Raw genomic sequence first — 25828 nt, 5'->3', positions numbered from 1 at the left:
CGCGGGTGACGGGGAGCGTCCGCGAACCCGCCGGGCGCGCGGACGTGCTGGTTTGCCGCGCGATCATCGCGACGGTGTGCTTTCGTTGGCGTTGGCGACGGGCGGCAGTTTCATCTCGCCGCACGAGCAGCCCAGGCGATCGAGCAGACCGCTGAGCTTGACGGCGTCGGCATCCGATAGTTTCGAACCGACATATTTCTCGATTGCGGCCGAATAGGCGCCCCACATCCGCTTCTGCAACTCGCGGCCGGCTTCCGTGATCTCGACGAACTGGCCGCGCTTGTCGATCTTGCATTCGCGCCGCAAGGCGAGACCTTCGTCGACCAGGCGGTCGATCAGCCGCGAGGTCGAGTATTGCGGGATCAACATCTGACGTTCAAGCTCCACCGGCCGCAACTCGCCAGAGGGGGCGCGGGACAGTTCGAGCAGCGCGTCATACCAGGCGAGCGGCGGGAACCCGGCCTTTTTCAGATCCTGCTCGACGCAATCGAGCACGCGGCTCTGCACCCGCATCAGGCGGATCCAGGCCGAAGTTGCCTCGGTTGATGGTTTGCGCTTCATGGTCCCGCTCAAGCTCGTCGCCCGCTCTTTACCTCATTCGATGCACCTGCATCAATCTTGACTATTTCATGCAAGCGCATGTAGTCGTTCTTTCGCTCGAACCAAGCATCATGAGGAGGAAATTCCATGAAACTGTATTATTCGCCCGGCGCCTGCTCCCTGTCCCCCCACATCGCGCTCCTGGAAGCCGGCCTGCCCTATGAGCTGGTCAAGGTCGATATCCGGGCCAAGAAGCTCGAAAATGGTGAGGATTATCTGAAGCTGAACCCCAAGGGCCAGGTGCCTGCGCTAGGCCTGGACAGCGGTGAGATCGTGACCGAAGGCCCGGTGATTGTCCAGATGATCGCCGATCAGGCATCAAGCAAGGCGCTGGTCCCCGCCCGCGACAGTTCCGAGCGCTACAAGCTGCTCGAATGGCTCAACTTCCTCACCTCGGAGGTGCACAAGAGCTTTGGCCCCCTGTTCGCCCCGGCGCTGAACGAGGAGGCCAAGGCCTTCTTCAAGGACCGCGTCATGGGCAAGCTGAAATATATCGACAGCCAGCTTGCCGGCCGCGACTACCTCATGGGCAGGCAGTTCACGGTCGCCGACGGCTACCTGTTCACGATGCTGACCTGGGCCGACCGCATGAAGTTCGACCTCTCGGCGATGCCTAACCTGACCGCCTATAAGGCCCGCGTCGCGGCGCGCCCGCAGGTGCAGGAGGCACTGAGGAAGGAAGGATTGGTCCAGGCGAAGTGATTGTTCGTCATTCCGGGGCGCCGCGACGCGGCGACCCCGGAATCTCGCAGTTGTTGCATGACCGCGCGACGCCAATCGAGATTCCGGATCAGTCCGCGTTGCGGACTGCCCGGACTGACGACTTTGTATCAGGCCGCCGCCTTCTTCGGCGCGAAGCGGCCGTAGAAGGTCTCGCCGTTTGCGGCCATCTCCTCGAGCAATTTCGGCGGCGTGAAGCGTGAGCCGTATTTGGCCTCCAGCTTGTGGCAGAGTTCGACGAACTTCTTCGTACCCATGAAATCGATGTAGGACAGCGTACCGCCGGTGAACGGCGCGAAGCCGAAGCCGAGGATCGAGCCGACATCGGCCTCGCGCGGATCGGTGATGACGTGATCTTCCACCGTGCGCGCGGCTTCCACTGCCTGCACCACCAGGAAGCGCTGCTTCAGCTCTTCGGCGTCGAGCGTGTCAGGGTCAAGCTGCTTCGGCTGCAAGGCCGAGAGACCCGGCCACAGGCTCTTCTGGCCTTTGCCCTTCTCGGGATAGTCGTAGAAGCCCTTGCTGTTCTTGCGGCCAAGCCGGCCCTGCTTCTCGACCATCTCGACCATCAGCTTCTTCTGCTCGGGATTGATGGCGTTGGGGCCGAGATCGGCTTCCGTCGCCTTCATGATCTTGAGACCGAGGTCGAGCGCGACTTCATCCGACAGCGAGAGCGGGCCGACCGGCATGCCGGCCATCTTGGCGCAGTTCTCGATCATCGCCGGCGGCACGCCTTCCAGGAACATCTCGTTGCCCTCGGCGACGTAGCGGCCGACGCAGCGGTTGGCGAAGAAGCCGCGGCTGTCGTTGACGACGATCGGCGTCTTGCCGATTTGCCGGACGTAATCCAGCGCGGTGGCAAGCGCGACATCGCCGGTGTTCTTGCCCAGGATGATCTCGACCAGCATCATCTTCTCGACCGGGGAGAAGAAGTGGATGCCGACGAACTTGCCCTGGTCGTTGAAGCTCTCGGCCAGCGAGGTGATCGGCAGCGTCGAGGTGTTGGACGCGAAGATCACGTCAGACTTCAGGTACTCCTGCGCCCTGGCAAAGGTCTCCGCCTTGACCTTGCGGTCCTCGAACACAGCCTCGATGACGAGGTCGACGTCCTTCAGCGCGGCGTAGTCCGCCGTCGCGGTGATGCGGGCGAGCAGCGCCTCGGCATCGCCAGGCTTCGCGCGGCCCTTCTTGATCTGCTCCTCGATCACCTTCTGCGCATGCGCCTTGCCCTTGTCGGCGCTCTCCTGGTCGCGATCGATCAGGACGACATCGAGACCGGCACGAGCCGAGACGTAGCCGACGCTCGCGCCCATGAAGCCGGCGCCGATCACGGCAATCTTCTTCACCTTGGTCGGCGGCACGTGCTTCGGACGGCGCGCGCCCTTATTGAGCTCCTGCATCGACAGGAACAGGCTGCGGATCATCGCGGCCGCCTCCTTCGAGCGCAGCACCGAGGTGAAATAGCGCGATTCGACGCGCAAGGCGGCGTCGATCGGCAGCTGCAGGCCCTCATAGACGCAGCTCATGATCGCGCGCGCGGCCGGATAATTGTCGTAGGTCTCGCGGCGATAGATTGCGTTGCCGGCCGGGAACATCATCATGCCGGCCTTTGAGAACACCGGGCCGCCGGGCAGCTTGAAACCTTTCTCGTCCCAGGGTGCGACCGCCTTGCCACCGCCCTTGATCCAGTCCTTGGCCGCCTTGATGAGGTCGGCAGCGGGAACCATGGCATGGATCAGGTTCAGCGCCTTCGCCTTCTCGATCGTGACAGGATCACCCTTGAGCAGGATCGTCATCGCGTCCTGCGGCGGCACCAGACGCGGTACGCGCTGCGTGCCGCCAGCGCCGGGGAACAGGCCGACCTTGACCTCGGGAAGACCGAGACGAGTCTTGGGATTGTCGGCGGCAACGCGATAGTGGCAGCACAGCGTGATCTCGAAACCGCCACCGAGCGCGAGGCCGTTGATCGCCGCCGCCCACGGCTTGCCGGAGGTCTCGATCGAACGCAGGACCTGCGAGAAGCGCCGGCTCTGCTCGAACAGCATCTGGTTCGCCGCGGTCTCGCCCTGCTCCTTCAAGACCTTCGCATAGGCCTGGTTCATGCCTTCGAGCATCGAGAGATCTGCGCCGGCGCAAAACGCTTCTTTCGCTGAGGTGATGACGACGCCCTTCACCGCGGCATCAGCCGTGGTCGCCTTGACGATCGCGTCGAGCTCATTGGTCGAGGTCTCGTCGAGCACGTTCATCGAACGGGCCGGGATGTCCCAGGTGACGAGCACGATGCCGTCTGCGTCGGTCTCAACCTTGAAGTTCTTGTACGACATATTGGTTGCTCCTCGGTGCCGGCTGCCGATCTCAGGCGCTGGCGGTTGACTTGAGATCTCGTAGGGTGGGCCAAGGCGCTCTTGCGCCGGGCCCACCATCATTTTCGAAGACCGCAGTCGTGGGCACGCTTCGCTTTGCCCACCCTACAGCAGCGCGTTACACGCGCTCGATGACGGTTGCGGTGCCCATGCCGCCGCCGATGCACAGCGTCACCAGCGCAGTGGACTTGTTGGTGCGCTCGAGCTCGTCGAGCACGGTGCCGAGGATCATCGCACCGGTGGCGCCAAGCGGATGGCCGAGCGCGATCGCACCGCCATTGACGTTGATCTTGGCACTGTCGATGTCGAAGGCCTGGATGTAGCGCAGCACGACGGAGGCGAAGGCCTCGTTCAGCTCGAACAGGTCGATGTCGGACTTCCTCATGCCGGAGCGCGCGAACAGTTTCTCGGTAACGTCGACCGGACCGGTCAGCATCATCGCCGGCTCGGAGCCGATATTGGTGAAGGCACGGATCTTGGCACGCGGCTTCAGGCCGTATTTCGCGCCTGCCTCCTTGCTGCCGAGCAGCACGGCGCCGGCGCCATCGACGATGCCCGAGGAGTTGCCGGCGTGATGCACGTAGTTGATGCGCTCGATCTCCGGATGCGACTGCACCGCGACGCCGTCGAAGCCGCCCATCTGCGCCACCATCGTGAACGACGGCTGCAACTGGGCCAGCGACTGCATCGTCGTCGAGGGCCGCATGTGCTCGTCCTTGGCGAGGATGGTGAGGCCATTGATGTCCTTCACCGGCACCACCGACTTATCGAAGCGGCCCTCGTCCCACGCCTTGGCCGCGCGCTGCTGGCTTTGCACCGCGTAGGCATCGACGTCGTCGCGCGAGAAACCATATTTGGTGGCGATCAAATCGGCCGAGACCCCCTGCGGCATGAAATAGGCCGGCACCGCGATTGAGGGATCCATCGGCCAGGCGCCACCGGAGGCGCCGATGCCAACGCGGCTCATGGATTCAGCGCCGCCGCCGATCACCAGCTCATGCTGGCCGCTCATCACCTGGGCGGCGGCGAAGTTCACGGCGTCGAGACCTGAGGCACAGAAGCGGCTGATCTGCACGCCGGGCACGGCTTGGCCGAGACCAGCCTTCAGCGCTGCGAAGCGCGCGATGTCGCTGCCCGCTTCGCCTACGGGATCGACCACGCCGAGCACGACGTCATCGACCGAGTCCTCGGGCAGGTTGTTGCGGTCCTTCAGCGCCTTCAGTGGCACGGTCGCGAGCGCCAGCGCCGTGACTTCGTGCAGCGCGCCGTCCGCCTTGCCGCGGCCGCGCGGGGTGCGAACGTGGTCGTAGATGAATGCCTCAGGCATGACGCCCTCCTGATGTGATGTTCAACGATTGGGAGCAGGCGGCGGAAGCAGGTCAGAACGCTTCCGCCGGCAGTTCCATGATGGTGGCGCAGCCGGCCTGGATGCGCGCGAGATTGGCCGCGGTCTCCGGCAACATCCGCTCCATGAAGAAGCGGCCGGTGACGAGCTTGGTTGAGAGATAGGGCGTGGCCCCGCTCTCGGCAATCTTCCCTAGCGTCACCTTCGCCATCTTCGCCCACATGTAGCCGAGCGCGACGAAGCCGAAGAGATGCAGGTAATCGGTTGCGGCGGCGCCGGCATTGTCCGGCTTCGCCATCGCGTTCTGCATCAGCCAGGTGGTGGCCTGCTGGAGATGGCCGAGTGAGGTCGAGAGCGGGGCGATGAACGGTTTTAGCGCCTCGTCGCCGCCGTTCTCTTTCGCGAAAGCCATGACCTCGCCGAAGAAGGCCATAATGGCGCGGCCGCCATCCCGCGGCAGCTTGCGGCCGACGAGGTCGAGCGCCTGGATGCCGTTGGCGCCTTCATAAATCATCGCGATGCGGGCATCGCGCACGAACTGCTCCATGCCCTGCTCGGCGATGTAGCCGTGGCCGCCATACATCTGCTGCGCCTGCACCGCATTGGCAAAGCCGTAATCGGTAAGGAAGCCCTTCAGCACCGGCGTCATCAGGCCCATGTGGTCGTCGGCGGCCTGGCGATCCCTGGGATCCTCCGAGCGATGCGCGACGTCGCTCTTCAGCGCGGTCCAGATCACGAAGGCGCGCGCGGCTTCGTTGAAGGCGCGGATCGAGAGCAGCGTGCGGCGCACGTCGGGATGAACGATGATCGGATCGGCCGGCTTGTCCGGCGCCTTGGCGCCTGTCAGCGCGCGGCCCTGGATGCGCTCGCGGGCATAAGCAACCGCGTTTTGATAGGCGACCTCGGATTGCGCGAGGCCCTGCACGGCGACGCCGAGGCGAGCCTCGTTCATCATCACGAACATGCCCTGCATGCCCTTGTTCTCTTCGCCGATGAGCCAGCCGGTGGCGTTGTCGTAGTTCATCACGCAGGTGGAATTGCCGTGGATGCCCATCTTGTGCTCGATCGAGCCGCAGACGACGCCATTGCGCTGCCCGACCGAACCATCGGCGTTCACCAGGAATTTCGGCACCACGAACAGCGATACGCCCTTGATGCCGGCGGGCGCGCCCTCGATGCGGGCGAGCACGAGGTGGATGATGTTGGAGGCGAGGTCATGCTCGCCGGCCGAGATGAAAATCTTGGTGCCTGATATCTTGAAGCTGCCGTCGGCCTGGCGCACCGCCTTGGTGCGGAGCATGCCGAGATCGGTGCCGCAATGCGGCTCGGTCAGGTTCATGGTGCCGGTCCATTCGCCGGCGACCATCTTCGGCACGTAGGTCTGCTTCTGCTCGGGCGTGCCGTGCACCAGCAATGCCGCGGTCGCGCCCATGGTGAGGCCGCCATACATCGAGAACGCCATGTTGGCGGAGATCTGGAATTCATTGACCGCCTGGGAGAGCGTCACCGGCAACCCCTGCCCGCCATATTCGGTCGGCGCCGACAGACCAAGCCAGCCGCCCTCGGCGACCTGCTTGAACGCCTCCTTGAACCCCTTCGGCGTGGTGACGCTGCCGTCATCGGCACGCTTGCAGCCTTCGAGATCGCCGATACGGTTGAGCGGCTGGAGCACCTCTTCAGCGAGCTTGGCGGCCTCGCCGAGGATCGCCTCGCGCACGTCGCTCGACGCATCCGAGAAGCCCGGCAGATTGTCGTAGCGATCGATCTGGAAGACGTCGTTGAGCAGGAAGTTCACATCGTCGACGGGGGCTTTATAGATCGGCATGGCGTTCTCCCGGCACGGGCCTCGAATTGGTTGGGCCTTGAGGTGGTGGATTTCTCGTGAAGTCCCTGCGGCGCAGTGGCGAGCTTAGCGGCTTCCGCAACGTCAGGGCAGTGTCATGATTGGGCGGCCAACTGCTCCGCCATCAGGCGGTGCAGCATGTTGATCGCCTTGAGCGGACGCACCATCACCTTGAAATGGGTAATGCGTCCGTCGCTGTCGAAACTGATGATGTCGACACCGTTGATCTCGATACCGTCGATGACGTTCTTGAATTCGAGCACGGCTCCAGTGTCGCTGCGCCATTCACCGACATAGGTGAAGCCCGGGCCGCCGAGCACCTTCTCGGCGCTGGAGAGGTATTTGAAGGTGATGTCGCGCCCGCGCTGCGGCGAATGCACGACGGGGCTTTCGAACACGGCATCCGGGTGCAGAAGGTCCCAGAGCGCGGCGCGGTCGTGAGACTTCATGTAGGCGTACCAGGAATCGAGACCGGTCATTCTCAGGTGCCTCCCTAAGGGCAAGGGCAAAAAGTGCGAAAACAACCCCATGCACAGTAGCGAGGAGGTTGATTCCGCTGGATTTTCCGTCGGGGTCTTTGGCCCCGTGCGCAAGCTGCCTCATATGCACATTGACGCATATGCGCCGATGCGCATAAAGTCAAGTAAGTCGGTCAAATTCGCGAAGGGAGGCCGGTCATGGCATTGGGCGACGCAATCCTCGCTTGCCTGACGGAACGTCCGATGACGGGCTACGAGCTCGCCAAGACGTTCGATTCATCGATCGGCTTCTTCTGGAAGGCCGACCACCAGCAGATCTACCGCGAACTTTCCAAGCTGCGCGACCGCGGCTACATCCAAGGCCGCGAGGTCGTGCAGTCAGGCAAGCCCAATAAGCTGATCTATACCCTTACTCCCGAGGGCCGAACAGCACTGCGGCACTGGGCCGCGCGGCCCAGCACGCCGCCCTCGATCAAGGACGACCTCCTGGTGCGGCTGCATGCGCTCGACAGCATCGACATCGAGCCCATGCGCACTGATCTGATGGCCCGCCTGGAGCATCACCGCGACCGCCACGCCAATTACGAGCGCATCCTGAAGAAGCGTTTTCCGGAGGGAACGGCGGAAGGCCGGCTCGACCTCGGCAATCTGCTCCTGCTTCAGCTCGGCGCCCGGCACGAGCGGATGGTGGCCGACTTCTGCGAGGAGGCGCTTGAGGCGCTCTCGGCGATGAGCGGCAAGACCAGTGTGGTGCCACTGGAGGAGGGGAAGCGGGAGAAGGGCTGAGACGCATAGGCAGTGCCGGTCACCTCTCCCGCTTGCGGGAGAGGTCGGCGCGTAGCGCCGGGTGAGGGCTTTCTCTTCTTGGGGAGTCTTCGTTGTTGAAGCACCCTCTCCCCAGCCCTCCCCCGCAAGCGGGGGAGGGAGCGCACCTCGTTCGTGGCTGAGCTCCTCCGCCCAACTTTAGGACATCAGGCCAGCGTTCCTTAACCCGTTATTTACCGTAACAGGAAAAAGTCGGTTTTCGAGGCAGACGACCCGCGCCAAATTCGGTTGTGTTTGCAACCGGCACGCGAGGGAAGGCTGGAGGCGCCGGGTGGGGCGCCGGAGTCGGAACCGGACAGAGTCATGAATTCGCGCGTATCGTGGAGTGTTGACGGCATCGATCCATCCGTCCGGGAGCGGGCCGAAGCTGCTGCGCGCAGAGCCGGCATGTCACTCAACGATTGGCTGAACTCCACGCTCGGCGAGACTGCCGCGCCGAACTTTCGCGCAACTTACGAGCAGCGTTCGCAGCACATTCCGCAAGGACCGAGCCAGCCGCACGGACCGAGCCAGGAAAGCCGCGAAGTCGCCGACATCCACCAGCGGCTCGACGCGATCACCCAGCAGATCGAACGGATTTCAAAACCCGCCCAGCGCCAGGACCCTTCGCGCCAGGACCCTTCGCGGCAGGACATCTCGCGCGAGCAGGGCGTCGCGCGCCAGCTCAATGATGCGATCTCGCGGCTCGATGCACGGCTGTCGCAAATCTCGAAGCCGCAGCAGCAGCCTCAGACCCAGCGGCCGCCACCGTCACCGGTCGAGACGCGCCAGCGCCATGCCGATGCGGTCGAGCGCGCGGCAGCCCAGGTCTATCGCAGCTCGCCTCCCCTGAGCCCGGCGTCGTTCGACGTCGCGGTCGCCGAGATCACGGCGCGGCAGAGCGAGCTCGATGGCTTTGCACCGCGGCCAATGCCGCCGCGCGCCGCGCCGCCGATCGCGCCGATGGCGGCGCCACCCGCCCCCGCCTACGCGCCGCCGCCGCAACCGTCGGGGCCGGATTTCTCCTCGCTCGAGCGCCATCTGCTCAAGATCACGAGCCAGATCGAGTCGCTCCAGCGCCCCGACAATACCGAGCAGGCGATCACCGCCTTCCGCAGCGAGCTTGCCGAGATCCGTCACGCCATCACCGAGGCGATGCCGCGGCGCGCGATCGAATCGATCGAGAACGAGATCCGCTCGCTGCACCGTCGCATCGACGAGACCCGCTCCAACGGCACCGACGGCCAGGTCCTATCAGGCATCGAGCGCGCGCTGTCCGACATCAAGCAGGTGCTGCGCACGCTGACGCCGGCCGAGCAACTCACCGGCTATGACGAGGCGATCCGCAATCTCGGCGCCAAGCTCGATCTGATCCTGCGCGCCAATGACGATCCCTCGACAGTGCGCCAGCTCGAAGACGCGATCTCGGCGCTGCGCAGCATCGTCTCCAACGTGGCCTCCAACGAAGCGCTGGCGCGTTTGTCCGAAGACGTGCAGCTGCTGTCGTCCAAGGTCGACCAGATCACCCGCGCCACCGGCCCGAGTGACAGCTTTGCGGTGCTGGAGCAGCGCATCGCGGCGCTCACGGCGGCGCTGGAAACCCGCGAGCGGCCCCAGCCGTCCGAGAGCACCGAGCATCTGGAAGCTGCGATCCGCGCGCTGTCGGACCGCTTCGATCGCATGCATGTCGGCAACGATTCGGCCTCGACCTTCGCCCATCTCGAGCAGCGAGTCTCCTATCTGCTGGAGCGGATCGAGGCCGCTTCCGATCCACGCAGCGGCAATCTGAGCCGCGTCGAGGATGGGCTGCACGACATCCTGCGGCACCTGGAGCGGCAGCAGGCGACCTATTCCGCGCTGGCCGAGAGCCGCAATTCGCCGCCGCCGCCCGATTCGGGCGTGGTCGATCTCGTCAAGCGCGAGCTCTCCGACATCCGCTTCAGCCAGGCCGAGACCAACCGGAATACACAGGATTCGCTCGAAGCCGTTCACAACACGCTCGGCCATGTCGTCGACCGCCTCTCCATGATCGAGGGCGATCTGCGCGCCGTGCGCACCGCGCCGGCACCGCTGATGCCCATGGCCGCTCCGATGGTGGCCGCCCCGATGGAGCCCGCGCCAGTGGCGCGCGAGCCGCGGCCGCCGCAGCAGCAGCCGAAATACGATCTGAAGCCGGAGCTGCCGAACCCGGCCGCCGCGCAGGCGCAGGCCGCCTTCGCCGCCGCGCCGCGCGAATTCCATGCCGCGCCGCCGGTGCCGTCGGCACCGCCCGTTCCGCCGCGTGCGATCAGCGAAATCCTGGAGCCGCACACCGCGCCCGCGCGCGCTGCACTCGCGCCGGAATTGCCGCCGGATCATCCGCTCGAGCCGGGCACACGGCCGGGTGGACGCGTCGCCACGCCGTCGGAGCGCATCGCCGCCTCCGAGAGCGCAATCAGCGGAATTCCCACCGCTCCGAAAGAGCCGGTGTCATCGTCCAGCTTCATCGCCGCGGCGCGCCGCGCCGCCCAGGCCGCCGCCGCGCAGCCGGAAAAGACCGGCCGCGCCGCCAAGGCGGGGGCCGATCGCTCCAAGGACAAGGGCAAGGACGGCGGTTCGACCATCACGTCGAAGATCCGCTCGCTGCTGGTCGGCGCGAGCGTGGTCGTGATCGTGCTCGGCACCTTCAAGATGGCGATGGGCCTGCTCGAAGGCGGCAGCGCGCCGCCGGCGCCGCAAACGATGGAGAATTCGTCGAGCCAGCCCACACCGCTGGCCCCGCCGCCCTCGGTCGAGACCAAGCCCGCGACGCCCGAGCAGGTCACACCCTCGATGACCTCGCCGACGCCGATCGGACGACAATCCCAGAACAATGCCGCGCCGGCTCCCGCCGCCAACCCGGGCAGCTCGGCCTCGGTCGATATTCCGCCGGCGCCTGCCGCGGCCCCGCCTGTCTCCAGCGACGTCACCGGCGCGCTGTCGGGCACGAGCCGGGGCAAGCTCGGCCTCATCCAGGTGCCGCCGAGCGAGAAGCTGCCCGACGGCATCGGCGGCCCGGGCCTGCGCACCGCCGCGATGAAGGGCGATGCGACCGCGGCCTACGAGATCGGCGTGCGCTTTGCGGAAGGAAAGGGTGTCGCTGCGAACTACGACGAAGCCGCCAAATGGTACGACCGCGCGGCGCAGGCCGGCGTGGTGCCCGCGACCTTCCGTCTCGGCACGCTCTACGAGAAGGGCCTTGGCGTGAAGAAGGACGCCGATATTGCCCGCCGCTACTACACCCAGGCCGCCGAGCGCGGCAACGCCAAGGCGATGCACAATCTCGCGGTGCTCGATGCCGATGGCGGCGGACGTGGCGCCAATTACAAGAGCGCGGCGCTGTGGTTCCGCAAAGCGGCCGACCGCGGCGTTGCCGACAGCCAGTTCAACCTCGGCATTCTCTATGCACGCGGCATCGGCGTCGAACAGAACCTCGCCGAATCCTACAAATGGTTCAGCCTGGCCGCCGCCCAGGGCGATGCCGATGCGGCCGGCAAGCGCGATGACGTCGCCAAACGTCTCGACCCGCAATCGCTCGCCGCCGCCAAGCTCGCAATCCAGACCTTCAGCGCCGAACCGCAGCCCGACGATGCCGTCAATGTCGCGACGCCCGCCGGCGGCTGGGACAGCGCGCCGCAGGCGAGCGCCAAGCCGGCGCCGAAGCCGGTCGCGACCAGGAAGTCGGCGTCGGCGGCGCATTAAGCCGCGCAGCATTTGATCAGACCAAGCGAGCCACGAGCTCGGTGCACCTCTCCCGCTTGCGGGAGAGGTCGGCGCTCCCGGGCGATGCGAAGCATCGACCCCGAGCGCCGGGTGAGGGTTTTCTCCTCTGGGGGAGTCCCACTGCGGAGACACCCTCTCCCCAACCCTCCCCCGCAGGCGGGGGAGGGAGCGCATCTCCATTATGGCGACGATCGCGGATATCACCACGCTCTCGTCATGCCCATTCACCACGCGCGAAATTCCCGGTCCCGCACGCCGGCGAATTCCGCTATGGAGGGGCGCGGCAATCGTTTCCGACCTTCCCTCGAGCATTCCGCGGCAATCGATCCGTCCCGCCCGGCGCGTGGTTCAATGCAGCTCTACCTTCCGATCGCCGATCTTCCGGTCAACGTCTTCCTGGTGCTCGCGATGGGCGCCGCGGTCGGCTTCGTGTCCGGCATGTTCGGGATCGGCGGCGGCTTCCTGATGACGCCGCTGCTGATCTTCATCGGCATCACGCCGGCGGTCGCGGTCGCCTCCGTCGCGAGCCACATCGCGGCCTCCTCCTTTTCCGGCGCACTGTCCTATTGGCGGCGGCGCGCGATTGATCCGGCACTTGCGAGCGTCCTGCTCTGCGGCGGCGTGACCGGCACGGCGCTCGGCGTGTGGACCTTCACCCAGCTCCGTGCGCTCGGCCAGCTCGACTTGATGATCGCGCTCTCTTACGTCGTGCTGCTCAGCACCGTCGGCAGCCTGATGTTCTCCGAGGGCCTGCGCGCCCTGATGCGGACCCGACGCGGCGCGGTGCCGCCACGCCGGACGCACAACTGGATCCACGGCCTGCCGCTGAAGATGCGGTTCAAGCGCTCGAAGATCTACCTCTCGGTGATTCCCGTCGTGGTCGTCGGCATCATGATCGGCTTCATCGGCGCCATCATGGGCATCGGCGGCGGCTTCATCCTGGTGCCGATCATGATCTATCTGTTGCGGGTGCCGACCTCGACCGTGATCGGCACCTCGATGGTCCTCACGCTGGTCACGATGCTGTTCGCGACCATGCTGCACGCGGTGACCAATCACCTCGTCGACGCCGTGCTGGCGCTGATCCTGATGGTCGGCGGCGTCACCGGCGCGCAGTTCGGCGCCCGCGCCGGCCAGAAGATCCGCGGCGAGCAGCTGCGGCTGCTGCTCGGCCTTTTGATCCTCTCGGTCGGCATCCGCTTCGCGATCGAGCTGGTGATCCAACCTGCGGACCTCTTCACCATCCGTGAGCTGGGAGTGAGCGGATGACGCGCGCGATTGTCGCACTGCTTCTCGTCCTGCTGCTCGTCGGCGGCGCGCGCGCCGAGCGGCTGATCGTGTCGGTCTCCAACCACCGCGTCACCGTGACGCCGAATTATTCAGGCGAGGAGCTGGTGCTGTTCGGCTCGGTCGAAAAGGATGCGACGACCCCGGCCGATCGCACGAGTTACGATCTCGTCGTCACCGTGCTGGGCCCGCGCGCCGACATGGTGACGCGGCGCAAGGAGCGCACCTTCGGCATCTGGATCAACACCGACTACCGGCAATTCCTGGAGGTGCCGAGCTATCTGGCGCTGTTCGCCAACCGCCCCTTCGATGTGATCACCTCGCCCGAAATCGCGCGGCGGCAGCAGATCGGGCTCAACAACGTGCTGCTGACCCAGCGGGTCAGCGGCGACTATGCCGACGTGGTGCCGAACGATGCGTTCCGCTCCGCCTTCATCCGCCTGCGCACCCAGGACGGGCTCTATCGCGAGGATGCGAGCGCGGTGACATTCCTGACGCCGACGCTGTTCCGCACCGGCATTCCGCTGCCGGCGGAGGTACCGATCGGCACCTATGAGGTGGAGATCAAGCTGTTTGCGAACGGTGCGTTCATTGGCAAAACCGAGACCGCGTTCGAGATCGTCAAGGTCGGCTTCGAGCAGTTCGTCGCCACCAGCGCGCGACAACATGGGCTTCTCTATGGCCTCGCCACCGCAGCGATGGCGCTGATGACGGGCTGGATGGCGTCGATCGTGTTTCGGAAGGATTGAGGGGCAGTTGGGCGCGCCGCTCTCGCCGCTCGTCATCGCCCGGCTTGACCGGCGATCCAGTATTCCAGAGACCGGCGTTAGGTGTCTCGCTCTCACGACAACTGCTGCGGCGTACTGGATGCCCCGCCGGAGCCTGTCATCGGGCTCGCCGAAGGCGAGACCCGGTGGCGGGGCATGACAGTTTGAGACTACGGCGCCTCGATCACCGTCGGCACGCCTGGCTCCAGCAGGCGCAAGCGCGTCCCGAAGCCGAGCACGTCGAAGGTCTTGCGCAGATCCTCGCTGCCCTGGCGGAAATGCGCCCAGCCTTCGGTGTGCAGCGGCACGATCGTTGCCTCGGGAAAGGCACGCGCGGTCTCGATGGTGTCGTTGGTGTCCATGGTGAGATGGAACGGTCCGCGCGTTTGCGCCGCGCCTGCGAAGGGCAGCACCACACCGCATTTGAAGCGGCGCGCGACTTCGGCGACGCCGTCGAACCAGGTGGTGTCGCCGCTGATATAGACCGGACGTGTGTCCTTCCGGCTCGACGACACCACGAATCCGATGACGTCGCCGGACAGGGGCTCGATGCCGGCCGGGCCATGGCGCGCGGGCGTTGCGGTGATGGTCAGCGCATTGCCGTCGCCGTCCCTGAGATGCGCGGCGCTCCAGGGCGCAAGGCCCTCGACATGGCCGCCGAGGCGCTTTGCGCCGGCTTCGGTCGTCAGCACGCGCTTGACCTTGAAGAGATATTCACGGCCGGAATTGTCGAGATTGTCGGAGTGTTGGTCGTGGCTGAGCAACACGGCGTCGATCGGACCGATTGCGTCAGGCCTGACGGCAGGTCCGATCGTCTTCTCCAGCTTCACATGCGGCAGTTGATAGGCACCGGGCGCATCGAAGGTGGGATCGGTGAGCAGGCGAAAGCCGTCGATCTCGATCAGCGCGGTGGGGCCGCCGATCAGGGTGATGGAAACGGGCATGATGAACTCCTGTTTACGAGACGGGCTTTGCAGGACGCGTCACCAGATAGATGCCGAGCGCGACTGGAATGATCCCGAGCAAATCGCGGGCCTCGACATGCTCGCCGAGCACGAGGAACGCGAACAGCATGCCCAGTGGCGGCATCAGGAAATGATAGGCGCTGGCGGCGGTGGCGCCACACACTTTCAGGAGATGAAACCAGAGCAGGTAGGCGAGGATCGAGCCGCCGAGCACGAGGAAGGCAAAGGCCCCGATCAGGCTCGGGGTGACCACGATCGCGTGAACGTCGGCGAAGGTGAGCGCGACCGGCGCCAGCACGATGCCGGCGGCGAGATTCTGGATGCCGTTGCCGATCCACAACGAGCCCTTCGGCGCCAGCAGCTTGAACAGAATGGTGCCGGCGACGATCGAGGCCAGTGAGGCCAGCGTGAACAGGATGCCGTGCAGGCTGTCGGTGCCGACCGACAAACGATGCCAGACGATGAAGGTGACGCCGATGATGCCGAGCAGCAGGCCCGCCGCCTTGCGCCAGGTCATGCCTTCGTCGAGCAGCAGCGCGGCGAGCGCAGCCGTGAACACCGGATTGGCCGAGACGATCAGCCCGCCGAGGCCGGCGGAGACCGATTGCAGGCCGGTATAGCCGAGGCCGAGATAGAGCGCGTTGTTGGCGATGCCGAGCACGGCGAAGATCGCGGCGTCGCGCCAGGACAGCGACCAGCCGTCGCCGCGGATCCAGGTCGCGCCCAGGATCAGAACGCCGGCGAGCGAGAAGCGCGCGGCGAGCAGGATCAGCGGCGGGCAATAGGTGACGCCGATCTTGCCGGCGACGAAGGCGTAGCTCCAGAGCAGGCAGAACAGGCCGATATAGAGCGGCAGCGGATTGAAACGGCTGCGGGGGACGGCGATCGATGGGGCGAGCGACATGACATTCTCCTGAGCCCTCGATCTAAGAACGCAGCTTGCCATTTGGAAATTAAATGATTAACTTCAATTCAGTGGATTTTCGAATGGAGGCCGGCATGCTCGATCTCGAGCTGCTGCGCAGCTTCGTCTCGGTGGTCGAGGCCGGCGGCTTCACCCGCGCCGGCGAGCGCGTTCACCGCACGCAGTCGACCGTGAGCCAGCAGATCAAGCGGCTGGAGGAGGACGTCGGCCAGGTGCTGCTGCACCGCGACGGCAAAGATGTCCGCCCCACGGAGGCCGGCGAGCGGCTGCTGTCCTACGCGCGGCGGCTGCTCTCGCTGGCCGAGGAGGCGCGCGACGTGCTGCGCCAGCCCGAGGGCGAAGGCGCGATCCGGCTCGGCATTCCCGAGGATTTCGCGGCGTACCGACTGGCGAAACTGCTGGGTGCGTTCTCACGCTCGCATCCGCGCCTGCGGCTCGACGTGCGCGCCGACCAGAGCAAGCATCTGGCCCGCGATCTCGAACGCGGCGAACTCGATCTTGCGCTGTACAAGCGCGAGGCCGGCGCCAAGGACGCAATCGCGGTGTGGCCCGAGCGGGTGCACTGGGTCACCAGCAAGAGCCATCCGGTCGACGTCAACGTGCCCTCGGTGCCGCTGATCGGGTTTCCGCTCGGCTGCATCTATCGCGCCGGCGCCATCCACGCGCTGGAAAGCGCGGGCCGCGCCTGGCACACCGCCTACACGTCATCCAGTCTCGCCGGCATCCAGGCCGCGGTCGCCGCCGGCATGGGGCTGAGCATCCTGTCGGAGATGGCCATCCAGTCCGACCACCGCGTGCTGACCGCCAAGGACGGCTTTGCGCCGATCAACCGCACGGAGGTGGCATTGATGGCCGCGCCCGGCGCCAGCCCCGCGACGCTGCGGCTGGCCGATCGGCTCGCCGAGTTCTGCGATGATGTGCAGGCGAAGGCGGCCTAATAACACCGCGACGCGGCGATCGCGTGGACGCGGCGGTCGCCGAGCAGATGGGCGACAAAGCCGTTGGTCGGAAAGACCTTTGCGAAGGCGGCATCGCGAATGCTGAGGCCGCCGGTATAGGCGCCGAAGGCCGGCATCACGGCGCGCATCCCGTCGCTGGCAAAGCAGCGGCGCTCCATCGAGCGGCCGCGGGTGGAGACGCGGGCCTTCGGATGCAGATGGCCGGCAATCTCGCCGCTTGCGCCGGTCGGCTCGTGGCGGAAGGCGATCGGGCCAATCGCGACTTCGTCGGCGACGGTGCCGCCGAGATCACGCGGCAGCATGGGATCGTGATTGCCCGAGATCCAGATCCAGTCGCGGCCGGTCTGGAGTGCGGCGACAGCTTCGCGATCTTCCGGCGACAAACGCTCATGCGCGGTGCGGTCGTGAAAACTGTCGCCGAGCGCGATGACAATGCGTGGATCATGGCGGGACATGACAGCAGCAAGGCGGCTGAGCGTCGCCAGCGTGTCGTAGGGCGGCAGCAGCACGCCGCGGGTGGCGAAGCTGGAGCCTTTTTCCAGATGCAGGTCGGAGACGACGAGCAGGCGCTGCTCCTCCCAGAACAATGCACCGGCGAGGTCGGCCGCGAACGTCACACCGCTGATGGTAACCTTCGAAACGCGCATGTCCTCGACATCTCCTGAAACCTGCGCGCCTGCCGTCACGTCCGAACCTGCTCTTATCCCATCGCCTCTTTGACCAGCTCGTCGGCGGCTTCGGCCAACAGCTCGTCGCCAGCTTCGCCATAAACTGACTCGCGGCCGATTTCCAGCATCACGGGGACGGCGAGCGGAGAAACGCGGTCGAGTTCCCGAAGCGTGATCCGGCCCTGAATACGCATCAGCATGTCGCTGAGACGGCGCAGGTCGAGCAGGCCGGTGGCGGCATCGGCGCGGGCGGCGCGCAAGAGCACGTGATCGGCCTGGTGCTTGCGCAGCACGTCGTAGACCAGATCGGTGGAGAACAGCACCTGGCGGCGGCTTTTCTCTTCGCCGGTATGGCGTCGCGCGATCAGGCCGGAGATGATCGCGCAATTGCGGAAGGTGCGCTTCATGAGCGCCGATTCGGCCAGCCAGGCTTCGAGATCGTCGCCGAGCATGTCGGGGTCGAACAGGGCATCGAGATCGATCCGGCCGTCCCGGATCATGAACGACATGTCGCCAAGCGCCCAGACCGCGATCGCATATTCGTTGGCAACGAAGCCGAGCGGCCGGGCGCGGGCGCGTTCGAGACGACGCGTCAGCAGCATGCCGAGGGTCTGGTGCGCGAGACGGCCCTCGAACGGATAACAGACGAGATAATGCTTGTTGGCGCGTGGAAAGCTCTCGACCAGGAGCTCGCGCACCGCGGGCACGCGGGAGACATCCTTTTGCAGCGACAGCCAATCGCGCACCTGCTCGGGCAAGCCAGCCCATGCGCGCCCGTCATCGAGCAGCCGGCGCACGCGCTCGGCGAGATAGGTCGAGAGCGGGAATTTGCCGCCCATATAGGACGGCACCTTCGGATCCTTGTCATGCGCGCGCGAGACATAAACCTGGTCCTCGACCAGGGTCTCGTAGCGCACCACCTCGCCGCTGAACACGAAGGTGTCGCCGGGGCTCAAGCCCTCGATGAAGGCTTCCTCAATCTCGCCAAGCAGCCTGCCGCCGCGCGCGATCACCCCTGTCGAGCCGCCTGCTGTTCCTTGACCGCCGCGCGAGCGCACCAGCCGCACCTTCAGCATGTCGTCCTCGACGATAGTGCCGACATTCATGCGGTAGCTCTGCCGCACTTTTGGGTTGGCGACGCGCCAGCGCCCTTCCTTGTCCTGCTTGATACGGGCGAAGCGCTCATAGGTCTTCAGCGCATAGCCGCCGGAAGCGACGAAATCGACCACGTCGTCGAAATCCTGCCGCGACAGGTTTGCGTAGGGCGCGGCGGTGCGAACCTCGCCGTAGAGCTCGTCGCTGAAGAACGGTTCGGCGCAGGCGCAGCCGAGCACGTGCTGGGCGAGCACATCGAGCGCGCCAGTGCGCAGCGGCGGCGTGTCCTGCGCATTCTCCGCAATGGCATCGATCGCGACGCGGCACTCCAGCACCTCGAAGCGGTTGGCGGGCACCAGCACCGCGCGCGAGGCTTCGTCGAGGCGGTGGTTGGCGCGGCCGATGCGCTGCATCAGGCGCGAGGATCCCTTGGGAGCGCCGATATTAACGACGAGATCGACGTCGCCCCAGTCGACGCCGAGGTCGAGCGAGGAGGTGCAGACCACGCCACGCAGCCTGCCCGTCGACATCGCGTCCTCGACCTTGCGGCGCTGGGCGACGTCCAGCGAGCCGTGATGCAGGGCGATGGCGAGGCCGTCATCGTTCATGCTCCAGAGATTCTGGAACAGCATCTCGGCCTGGCTGCGGGTGTTGACGAAAACCAGCGTGGTCTTGTTCGCCTTGATCAGCTCGTAGATCTCAGGGAGCGCGTGCCGCGCGCTGTGACCGGCCCAGGGCAATCGCTCGCGCGTATCCAGCATCTCGACCAAAGGCGGCGCGGCGCCACCGGCGACGACGATGTCGGCGGCAGCTTCCCTGCCTTCGGGCTGCGGCACCAGGAAGCGCGCGAGCTGCTCCGGTTCGGCGACAGTCGCCGACAGGCCGATCGCACGCAGCTGCGGCGCCAGCCGCCATAGCCGCGCCAGCCCGAGTGAGAGCAAATCGCCACGCTTCGACGTCACCAGCGCATGCAGCTCGTCGAGCACGATGCGCTTCAAGGAGGAGAACAGGAATGGCGCGTCGTCGGAGGACAGCAACAGCGCAAGCTGCTCGGGCGTGGTCAGCAGAACGTCAGGCGGGTAGCGCCGCTGCCGCTGCCGGCGCGACACCGGCGTGTCGCCGGTGCGGGTCTCGACTTTGATCGGCAGCGCCATCTCGGCGATCGGCCGCTCCAGATTGCGCGCGATGTCGACGGCGAGCGCTTTCAGCGGCGAGATGTAGAGCGTGTGGAGACCGCCGCTGCGCTGCAGGCTGCGTCCGGTGGAGACGAGGCTCTTCTTCGCGCTAGCCTCCCGCCGAGCTGCATCAGAAGACAACTCCACCAGCGTCGGCAGAAATCCCGCCAGCGTCTTGCCGGCACCGGTCGGCGCGATCAGCAGCGCCGAGCGGTCCTCGCGTGCCTTCTCCAAGAGCGCCAATTGATGGGCGCGCGGCGACCAGCCGCGGGCTGCGAACCACGCGTTGAAGCGGTCCGGCAGCAGCGCAGGCGGCTCGGCCGGGGATTTGAGGATGCGGGGCGGCACGGCATAAGAGGTAAGCCGTGCGCGCGGGTTCGTCGAGGGGTGCAGTGCTGCCAATGGCGGGACACCGCTGTCCCCTCTCCCCTTGTGGGCTACCAGATTCACACATCTCGAAAATGGAATCATCTTCAATGAGTTAGCAAAAGCCAGGTTTTGGACGCTCACGCGCTGCAGAATCGAGACAAGTGACTCGGATGACTCACTTTTTGGGCTTAATCGGCGAATGGCTCCGACAGAGATGTGTGAATACGGTAGCCCCTTGTGGGAGAGGGTGGATCGCCGCGCTAGCGGCGAGACGGGTGAGGGGTTTCTCTCAGCACGTCATTCTCTCTCGAGAACGCGGAGAGGACCCCTCATCCGGCGCTTCGCGCCACCTTCTCCCACAAGGGGAGAAGGGAAGAAAACAGACCTACTCCGACATCGGCTTGTCGGAGATGTCCCAGTCCTTGCCGGTGAACGTCGAGATGAACAGCGTCTTCATTGGCGTGTAATTCTCGGGCGTGTAACTGTAGGTGACGCCGTCGAGGAAATAGGGCGAGTGGAAACCGTTGAGGTTTGATGCCTGCTTCAGCACGTTGGCGCGTGTGAGCTCGTCGCCGCAGCGGCGCAGGATCTCGCCCATGGTCACCGCCTGGCCGTAGCCGGCGAAGGCAATGGTGTTGTCGGGATCGATCGCCGGCGTGTATTTCTTGCGCAGCTCCTCGAACGCCATCACGTCGGGGTCCTTCTCCCATTTCGGCAGACCGACCTCCTTGTTGTAGCGGATGGCGACGATGCCGGCGGCGTTCTCGAGGCCCGCGGCGCTGAGGATGGAGCGGCCGGTCGAGCCGGCCGACAGCAGTTGCAGCGGCTTCCAGCCGAGCTCGGCTACTTTCCGAATCGACTGCGACGACGCCTTGCCAGTGGAGATGTTGTAGAAGACATCGGCGCCCGACTTCGACAGGTTGATGAGCTGGGAATCGACAGTCGGCTCGGTGAGATCGTAGGTCTGCTCCATGATCACCTGCGCGGTGCCGCCGGCGTCAGTCAGCACCTTCTTGAAGGGACCCAGGAAGTCGCGGCCGAAATCGTCGTTCTGGTAGAGGATGCCGATCTTGGCGTTCGGCTTCACGCTGACGACGTGCCGGGCCAGGATGCGCGCCTCGGTCGGATAGAGCGGCAGGCCCGCCATGGTCCATTTGAACTCTTTCGGGTTATTCCATTTCGACGCGCCGGTGTTGAGCAGGAGCTGCGGCACGCCCTTGGAGTTCAGGTATTTGTGCACGGCGGTCTGCGGCGCGGTGCCGAGCGAGCCGTAGAGCGCCAGCACCTCCTCCTGCTCGACCAGGCGCCGCGTCGCCTCGACGCATTTCGGCGCGCTGTAGGCATCGTCCATGGTGAGGAACTTGATCTTGCGCCCGTTGATGCCGCCTTTCTCGTTCAGCATCTGGAAATAAGCCTCGCCAATACGGCCGAGCACGCCGTAGAGCGAGCCGGGGCCGGAATGCGGCACGGTCTGCCCGATCTTGATCTCGGTATCGCTGGCGCCCGCATCGTATTTCTTCTCCGCGGCCCAGACATAGGGCGCAGGCAAAGTGGATGCGGCGATTGTGGCGAGCGCGGCGGCGCTGAAGTCGCGCCGCGATGGATTCTTGGTCATGTTTGTTTCTCCCTGTGCGCGCATTGTGCTGGCACCGCCGCGCGGCTCGCAAGCGGGAAGTCGCAGCTTTGCGACGCAATGACGCTCAAATCGCCCGGCGATTAGCGCCTAGACTCAAGTTTTCTCGGCAACGACAACGAGGCCGCGCACCGGCTCGTTGTTCTCGTTGCGCGGCGAGGCCGGCTCCAGTGTCAGCAGCTTGAGCCCGGCTTTCGCGATGGCGCCGCGCACATATTCCGCGGAATGGGCATAGCGCAGGCCTTCGCCGAGCACGATGCCGCTGCCGTCATGCGTCTCCAGCGTGAAGGCCAACACGCCGCCGGCTGCGAGCACGCGTTTTGCCTCGGTGAGCACCGGCGCAAGATCAGAGAGATAGACGAAGGCATCGGCGGCGACGACGAGGTTCGCGCTCGCATCACTCTTGCCGCGCAGGCCTTCGATCATGTCGGCGACTTCGAGCTCGGCATAGAGATTGGTGGCGCGCGCCTGCTTGATCATGCCGGCCGACAGATCGATGCCGACGAAATGATCGACCTGCTTGGCGAAGGCGGCGGCCGCGAGCCCGGTGCCGCAGCCGAGATCGATGGTGCGCTTGAAGAAAGCGGGCTTCTTGGCGGCCGCGCGTGAGGCCAGCACCGCCTTGAAGATCAGGCTCGGGGCGCGATAGCCGAGATCGTTGATCAGCGTGTGCTCGAAGCGCGGCGCATATTGATCGAACAGGGCCTGCACATAGGCCTTCGGCATCTCCGCCATCTCGGCGTCACCGAGCCGCATCAGATGCAGGCCGGCGCCGTGCTGATCCGCGGGATCGGACCTGAGCGCTTCACGAAACGCCGCGATGGCCTTGTCGCGCTCGCCGAGCTGCTGACGGATTTCACCGAGGGTGAACCAGGCCGAGGTGAAGTTCGGCGCGAGCTCGATCGCCTGCTCCAGCAGGTCCGCGGCCGCGGCCAGATCGCCCTTGAGTTGGAGGTCGCGCGCGAACTCGAAGCGGCGGTCGGCCATGAGATCGCCGGAGGTCAGGAACAAGCGCAGGGGCATAGGAACTCGGCTCGTCATTGCCGGCGGACCCGGCAATCCATCAAAAAAAAGACTGTTTAAGTGGATGGATGCGCGGGTCAAGCCTCCGCTCATTGGCTTCGGCGGGCTTTTACGCCGCCGGGCCGGCGAAGCCTTGCGGAGACGGCAAGCCCGCGCATGACAGATGAATTCGGGGCGCCTGCCTCCTATATCGTCTCCATGCGCCCGCAAGACATCCTGCTGCCAGTTGCTGCCGGCCTGTGCTGCAAGCCCGGCGGCTTCCATATCGACCCCGTGCGCCCGGTTGAGCGGGCGGTGATCACCCACGGCCATTCCGATCATGCCCGCGCCGGCCATGGCGCGGTGCTGGCGACGCAGGAAACGCTCGACATGATGCGGCTGCGCTATGGCGATCAATTTGCAGGCTCGACGCAAGCGATCCGCTATGGCGAGGAGATCCGGCTCGGCGACGTCACCGTCAAATTTCACCCGGCCGGACACGTCTTGGGCTCGGCGCAGATCGCGGTGACCTGCAAAGACACCTGCATCGTCGCCTCCGGCGATTACAAGGACGCACCCGATCCGACCTGCCCGCCGTTCGAGCTCGTGCCCTGCGACGTTTTCATTACTGAGGCGACCTTCGGGCTGCCGGTATTCCGTCATGGCGACGCCGCCGACGAGGTGAAGAAGCTGCTCGCCTCCGTCGCACTGTTTCCGGAGCGCGCGCATCTCGTCGGCGCCTATTCGCTCGGCAAGGCCCAGCGCGTGATCGCGCTCTTGCGCCAAGCCGGCTACGACGCGCCGATCTACCTACATGGCGCGATGGAGACGATCACGCATTACTATCAGAGCCGCGGCATCGAACTCGGCGAGCTCAGGCCCGCGAAAGGCGTGAAGAAAGCGGCGCTCGCCGGCACCATCACGCTGGCACCGCCGTCGGCAACGTCCGATCTCTGGACACGGCGCTTCCCCGATCCCCTCACCGCCTTCGCCTCCGGGTGGATGCGCGTGCGCGCCCGAGCGCGGCAGCGCGGCGTCGAGCTGCCGCTGGTGATCTCCGACCATGCCGACTGGGATGGCCTCACCTCCACGATCGGTGCGACAGGTGCCGGCGAGATCTGGGTCACCCACGGCCAGGAAGACGCGCTGGTGCATTGGTGCCAAAGCAAGGGCCTGAAGGCGCGGCCGCTTGATCTCGTCGGCTATGGCGACGAGGAGGAGAGCGAGACGCCAATTGAAGGCGAGGCGGAGGCATGAACCGCTTCGCCGAGCTTCTGGACCGTCTCGCCTACGAGCCCGGCCGCAACAACAAGCTGCGGCTGATCACCGGCTATTTTCGCGAGGTCGGCGATCCCGACCGCGGCTACGCGCTGGCCGCGCTGACCGGCGCGCTGAGCTTCAAGCACGCCAAGCCGGCCCTGATCCGCGATTTGATTGCCTCGCGCACGGATGAGGTGCTGTTCGGGTTGAGCTACGATTACGTCGGCGATCTCTCCGAGACGGTGGCGCTGATGTGGCCGAAGGCCGCGCTCGCCGCCCACAACAACCCACCCCCGCCGAGCCTCACCGAAGTCGTCACCACACTGCGCACGCTCGGCAAGACCGAGCTGCCAAGGCAACTCGAACGCTGGCTTGACGAGCTCGATGAGACCGGCCGCTGGGCACTGCTGAAGCTCGTCACCGGTGGGCTTCGCATCGGCATCTCCGCGCGTCTTGCCAAGACCGCGGTAGCGGCGCTCGGTGACAAGGATCCGCACGAGATCGAGCTGATCTGGCCGGGGCTCGCCCCGCCGTATCTCGACCTCTTCGCGTGGCTCGAGGGGCGCGCCGAAAAGCCGGTCAATCGCGATCCGGCGCCGTTTCGGCCCGTGATGTTGGCGCATGCGATCGAGGACACGGATTTCGCCGCACTCGATCCCGCCGATTACATCGCCGAATGGAAATGGGACGGCATCCGCGTGCAGGCGGTGGCAGGGCGCGATGATCGCGGCGACATCACGGCGCGCCTCTACTCGCGCACCGGCGAGGACATTACGGGAAGTTTTCCCGACCTCGTGCCGGCGCTGCGCTTGCCCGGCGCCATCGACGGCGAGCTGCTGATCCTGCGTGAGGGCCGCGTGCAGAGTTTCAACGTCCTGCAACAGCGGCTGAACCGCAAGGTGGTCTCGCCGAAGTTGATCAAAGAATTTCCGATCCACTTGCGTGCCTACGATTTGTTGGGCGACGACGAGAACGATCTGCGCGAGCTGCCGTTCGCGGAACGGCGTGAGCGGCTGGAGAGCTTCATCGCAAAGCTTGACGATCCCCGCATCGACCTGTCGCCCACCATTCCGTTCGCAAGCTGGGAGGCGCTGACCGCTGCGCGCGCCGATCCTGCCAGCGCCGGCGCGGGCGAAGATGCGGACGCGGTCGAAGGCGTGATGCTGAAGCGGCGCGATGCGCCCTATATGCCGGGGCGGCCGAAGGGACAATGGTGGAAGTGGAAGCGCGACCCGCACATCATCGACGCCGTGCTGATGTATGCGCAGCGCGGTCATGGCAAGCGCTCGTCCTATTATTCCGACTACACGTTTGGCGTCTGGACCGCAGGCGATGGCGGCGACGAGCTGGTGCCGGTCGGGAAAGCCTATTTCGGCTTCACCGACGAGGAGCTGTTGCAGATCGACCGCTTCGTCCGCCGCAACACCACCGAAAAATTCGGCCCCGTTCGCCATGTCGTGCACGAGCCGGACAAGGGGCTGGTGCTGGAGGTCGCTTTCGAAGGGCTCCAGCGCTCGCCGCGGCACAAATCCGGCGTCGCCATGCGCTTTCCCCGCATCAGCCGCTTGCGCTGGGACAAGCCGCCGCGCGAGGCCGACCGGCTGGAAACGTTGGAAAGGATGCTGAAGGCGGAGGCGGCGGAGATCGAGGCGTGAAAGCGCGCTGAATCGAGGCTCGTTTCTCGCCGAGGCAGAGGTGCGCTCCCTCTCCCGCTTGCGGGCGCTTGCGGGAGAGGGTTGGGGAGAGGGTGTCTCCGCATTGGGATTGCCTGGGAGGATAGAGCCATCTCCCGGTGCTACGCGCCGACCTCTCCCGCAAGCGGAAGAGG

At 65.6% G+C, this 25828-nt stretch carries 19 protein-coding genes; 8 read left to right on the top strand and 11 right to left on the bottom strand.

Features of this window, described 5'->3' with window-relative positions; translation table 11 throughout:
* Nucleotides 1–63: 63 nt before the first annotated feature.
* Nucleotides 64–561, bottom strand: a complete 498-nt coding sequence (locus IVA98_RS11985; protein WP_247307871.1) for a MarR family winged helix-turn-helix transcriptional regulator — start codon at nt 559–561, stop codon at nt 64–66.
* Between the two features lie 126 nt (nt 562–687).
* Between IVA98_RS11985 and gstA the strand changes: the two genes are divergently transcribed.
* The gene (gene gstA / locus IVA98_RS11980) at nt 688–1302 is read left to right on the top strand and encodes a glutathione transferase GstA (RefSeq protein ID WP_247307870.1); all 615 of its coding nucleotides are present in this window, start codon (nt 688–690) and stop codon (nt 1300–1302) included.
* 128 nt (nt 1303–1430) lie between these two features.
* Here gstA and IVA98_RS11975 read toward each other — a convergent pair whose 3' ends face one another.
* From IVA98_RS11975 to IVA98_RS11960, 4 genes are all read right to left on the bottom strand, one after another.
* A complete protein-coding gene (locus IVA98_RS11975; RefSeq protein WP_247307867.1) occupies nt 1431–3644 on the bottom strand; it encodes an FAD-dependent oxidoreductase in 2214 nt (737 codons plus the stop codon).
* Nucleotides 3645–3801: 157 nt separating this feature from the next.
* Nucleotides 3802–5010, bottom strand: a complete 1209-nt coding sequence (locus IVA98_RS11970; protein ID WP_247307865.1) for an acetyl-CoA C-acetyltransferase — start codon at nt 5008–5010, stop codon at nt 3802–3804.
* Between the two features lie 52 nt (nt 5011–5062).
* On the bottom strand, nt 5063–6853 hold the full coding sequence (locus IVA98_RS11965) for an acyl-CoA dehydrogenase C-terminal domain-containing protein (RefSeq protein WP_247307864.1): 1791 nt from the start codon (nt 6851–6853) through the stop codon (nt 5063–5065).
* Between the two features lie 113 nt (nt 6854–6966).
* A complete protein-coding gene (locus tag IVA98_RS11960; protein WP_247307861.1) occupies nt 6967–7350 on the bottom strand; it encodes a nuclear transport factor 2 family protein in 384 nt (127 codons plus the stop codon).
* Nucleotides 7351–7548: 198 nt separating this feature from the next.
* Here IVA98_RS11960 and IVA98_RS11955 point away from each other — a divergent pair, with 198 nt between their 5' ends.
* The 4 genes from IVA98_RS11955 (at nt 7549) to IVA98_RS11940 (ending at nt 13931) form a co-directional block, all read left to right on the top strand.
* Nucleotides 7549–8136: a PadR family transcriptional regulator gene (locus IVA98_RS11955; RefSeq protein ID WP_247335310.1), complete on the top strand. Its 588-nt coding sequence runs from the start codon at nt 7549–7551 to the stop codon at nt 8134–8136.
* Nucleotides 8137–8478: 342 nt separating this feature from the next.
* Nucleotides 8479–11874, top strand: a complete 3396-nt coding sequence (locus IVA98_RS11950; protein ID WP_247354883.1) for a tetratricopeptide repeat protein — start codon at nt 8479–8481, stop codon at nt 11872–11874.
* Nucleotides 11875–12246: 372 nt separating this feature from the next.
* The gene (locus IVA98_RS11945) at nt 12247–13164 is read left to right on the top strand and encodes a sulfite exporter TauE/SafE family protein (RefSeq protein WP_247307851.1); all 918 of its coding nucleotides are present in this window, start codon (nt 12247–12249) and stop codon (nt 13162–13164) included.
* Nucleotides 13161–13931 carry a TIGR02186 family protein gene (locus IVA98_RS11940; RefSeq protein WP_247354881.1) on the top strand — a complete coding sequence of 257 codons (771 nt, stop codon included), beginning with the start codon at nt 13161–13163 and terminating at the stop codon, nt 13929–13931. Before IVA98_RS11945 ends, IVA98_RS11940 begins: the two co-directional genes overlap by 4 nt.
* A gap of 188 nt (nt 13932–14119) precedes the next feature.
* Here IVA98_RS11940 and IVA98_RS11935 read toward each other — a convergent pair whose 3' ends face one another.
* Nucleotides 14120–14893: an MBL fold metallo-hydrolase gene (locus IVA98_RS11935; protein WP_247307845.1), complete on the bottom strand. Its 774-nt coding sequence runs from the start codon at nt 14891–14893 to the stop codon at nt 14120–14122.
* Between the two features lie 13 nt (nt 14894–14906).
* The gene (locus tag IVA98_RS11930) at nt 14907–15818 is read right to left on the bottom strand and encodes a DMT family transporter (protein ID WP_247307842.1); all 912 of its coding nucleotides are present in this window, start codon (nt 15816–15818) and stop codon (nt 14907–14909) included.
* 95 nt (nt 15819–15913) lie between these two features.
* On the opposite strand from IVA98_RS11930, the gene IVA98_RS11925 reads away from it, so the two are divergent.
* Nucleotides 15914–16777, top strand: a complete 864-nt coding sequence (locus IVA98_RS11925; protein WP_247307839.1) for a LysR family transcriptional regulator — start codon at nt 15914–15916, stop codon at nt 16775–16777.
* Here the strand turns inward: IVA98_RS11925 and pdeM are convergent.
* The 4 genes from pdeM to IVA98_RS11905 all read right to left on the bottom strand — a co-directional run bounded on the left by pdeM (nt 16774) and on the right by IVA98_RS11905 (nt 22761).
* Nucleotides 16774–17445 carry a ligase-associated DNA damage response endonuclease PdeM gene (pdeM, locus tag IVA98_RS11920; RefSeq protein ID WP_247307838.1) on the bottom strand — a complete coding sequence of 224 codons (672 nt, stop codon included), beginning with the start codon at nt 17443–17445 and terminating at the stop codon, nt 16774–16776. The genes IVA98_RS11925 and pdeM overlap by 4 nt on opposite strands.
* Nucleotides 17446–17498: 53 nt before the next feature.
* Nucleotides 17499–20084, bottom strand: coding sequence for a ligase-associated DNA damage response DEXH box helicase (locus IVA98_RS11915; protein WP_247332413.1), 2586 nt, complete (start codon nt 20082–20084; stop codon nt 17499–17501).
* A 406-nt stretch (nt 20085–20490) separates the two neighbouring features.
* Nucleotides 20491–21720: an ABC transporter substrate-binding protein gene (locus IVA98_RS11910; RefSeq protein ID WP_247307835.1), complete on the bottom strand. Its 1230-nt coding sequence runs from the start codon at nt 21718–21720 to the stop codon at nt 20491–20493.
* Between the two features lie 114 nt (nt 21721–21834).
* Nucleotides 21835–22761 carry a class I SAM-dependent DNA methyltransferase gene (locus IVA98_RS11905; protein WP_247307834.1) on the bottom strand — a complete coding sequence of 309 codons (927 nt, stop codon included), beginning with the start codon at nt 22759–22761 and terminating at the stop codon, nt 21835–21837.
* Between the two features lie 198 nt (nt 22762–22959).
* Here IVA98_RS11905 and IVA98_RS11900 point away from each other — a divergent pair, with 198 nt between their 5' ends.
* Together IVA98_RS11900 and IVA98_RS11895 are read left to right on the top strand one after the other, a co-directional pair.
* Nucleotides 22960–23997, top strand: coding sequence for a ligase-associated DNA damage response exonuclease (locus IVA98_RS11900; RefSeq protein ID WP_247308157.1), 1038 nt, complete (start codon nt 22960–22962; stop codon nt 23995–23997).
* Nucleotides 23994–25655 (top strand): cisplatin damage response ATP-dependent DNA ligase, encoded by a 1662-nt coding sequence (locus IVA98_RS11895; RefSeq protein ID WP_247354879.1) that lies wholly within the window; start codon nt 23994–23996, stop codon nt 25653–25655. The genes IVA98_RS11900 and IVA98_RS11895 overlap by 4 nt, the downstream gene beginning before the upstream one ends.
* Nucleotides 25656–25828 lie beyond the last annotated feature (173 nt).

Origin of the sequence: Bradyrhizobium sp. 160 (genome assembly GCF_023073735.1) — a bacterium.
In the GTDB taxonomy this organism is placed as follows: Bacteria; Pseudomonadota; Alphaproteobacteria; order Rhizobiales; family Xanthobacteraceae; genus Bradyrhizobium.
This window is presented reverse-complemented; position numbering and strand designations above follow the sequence as displayed.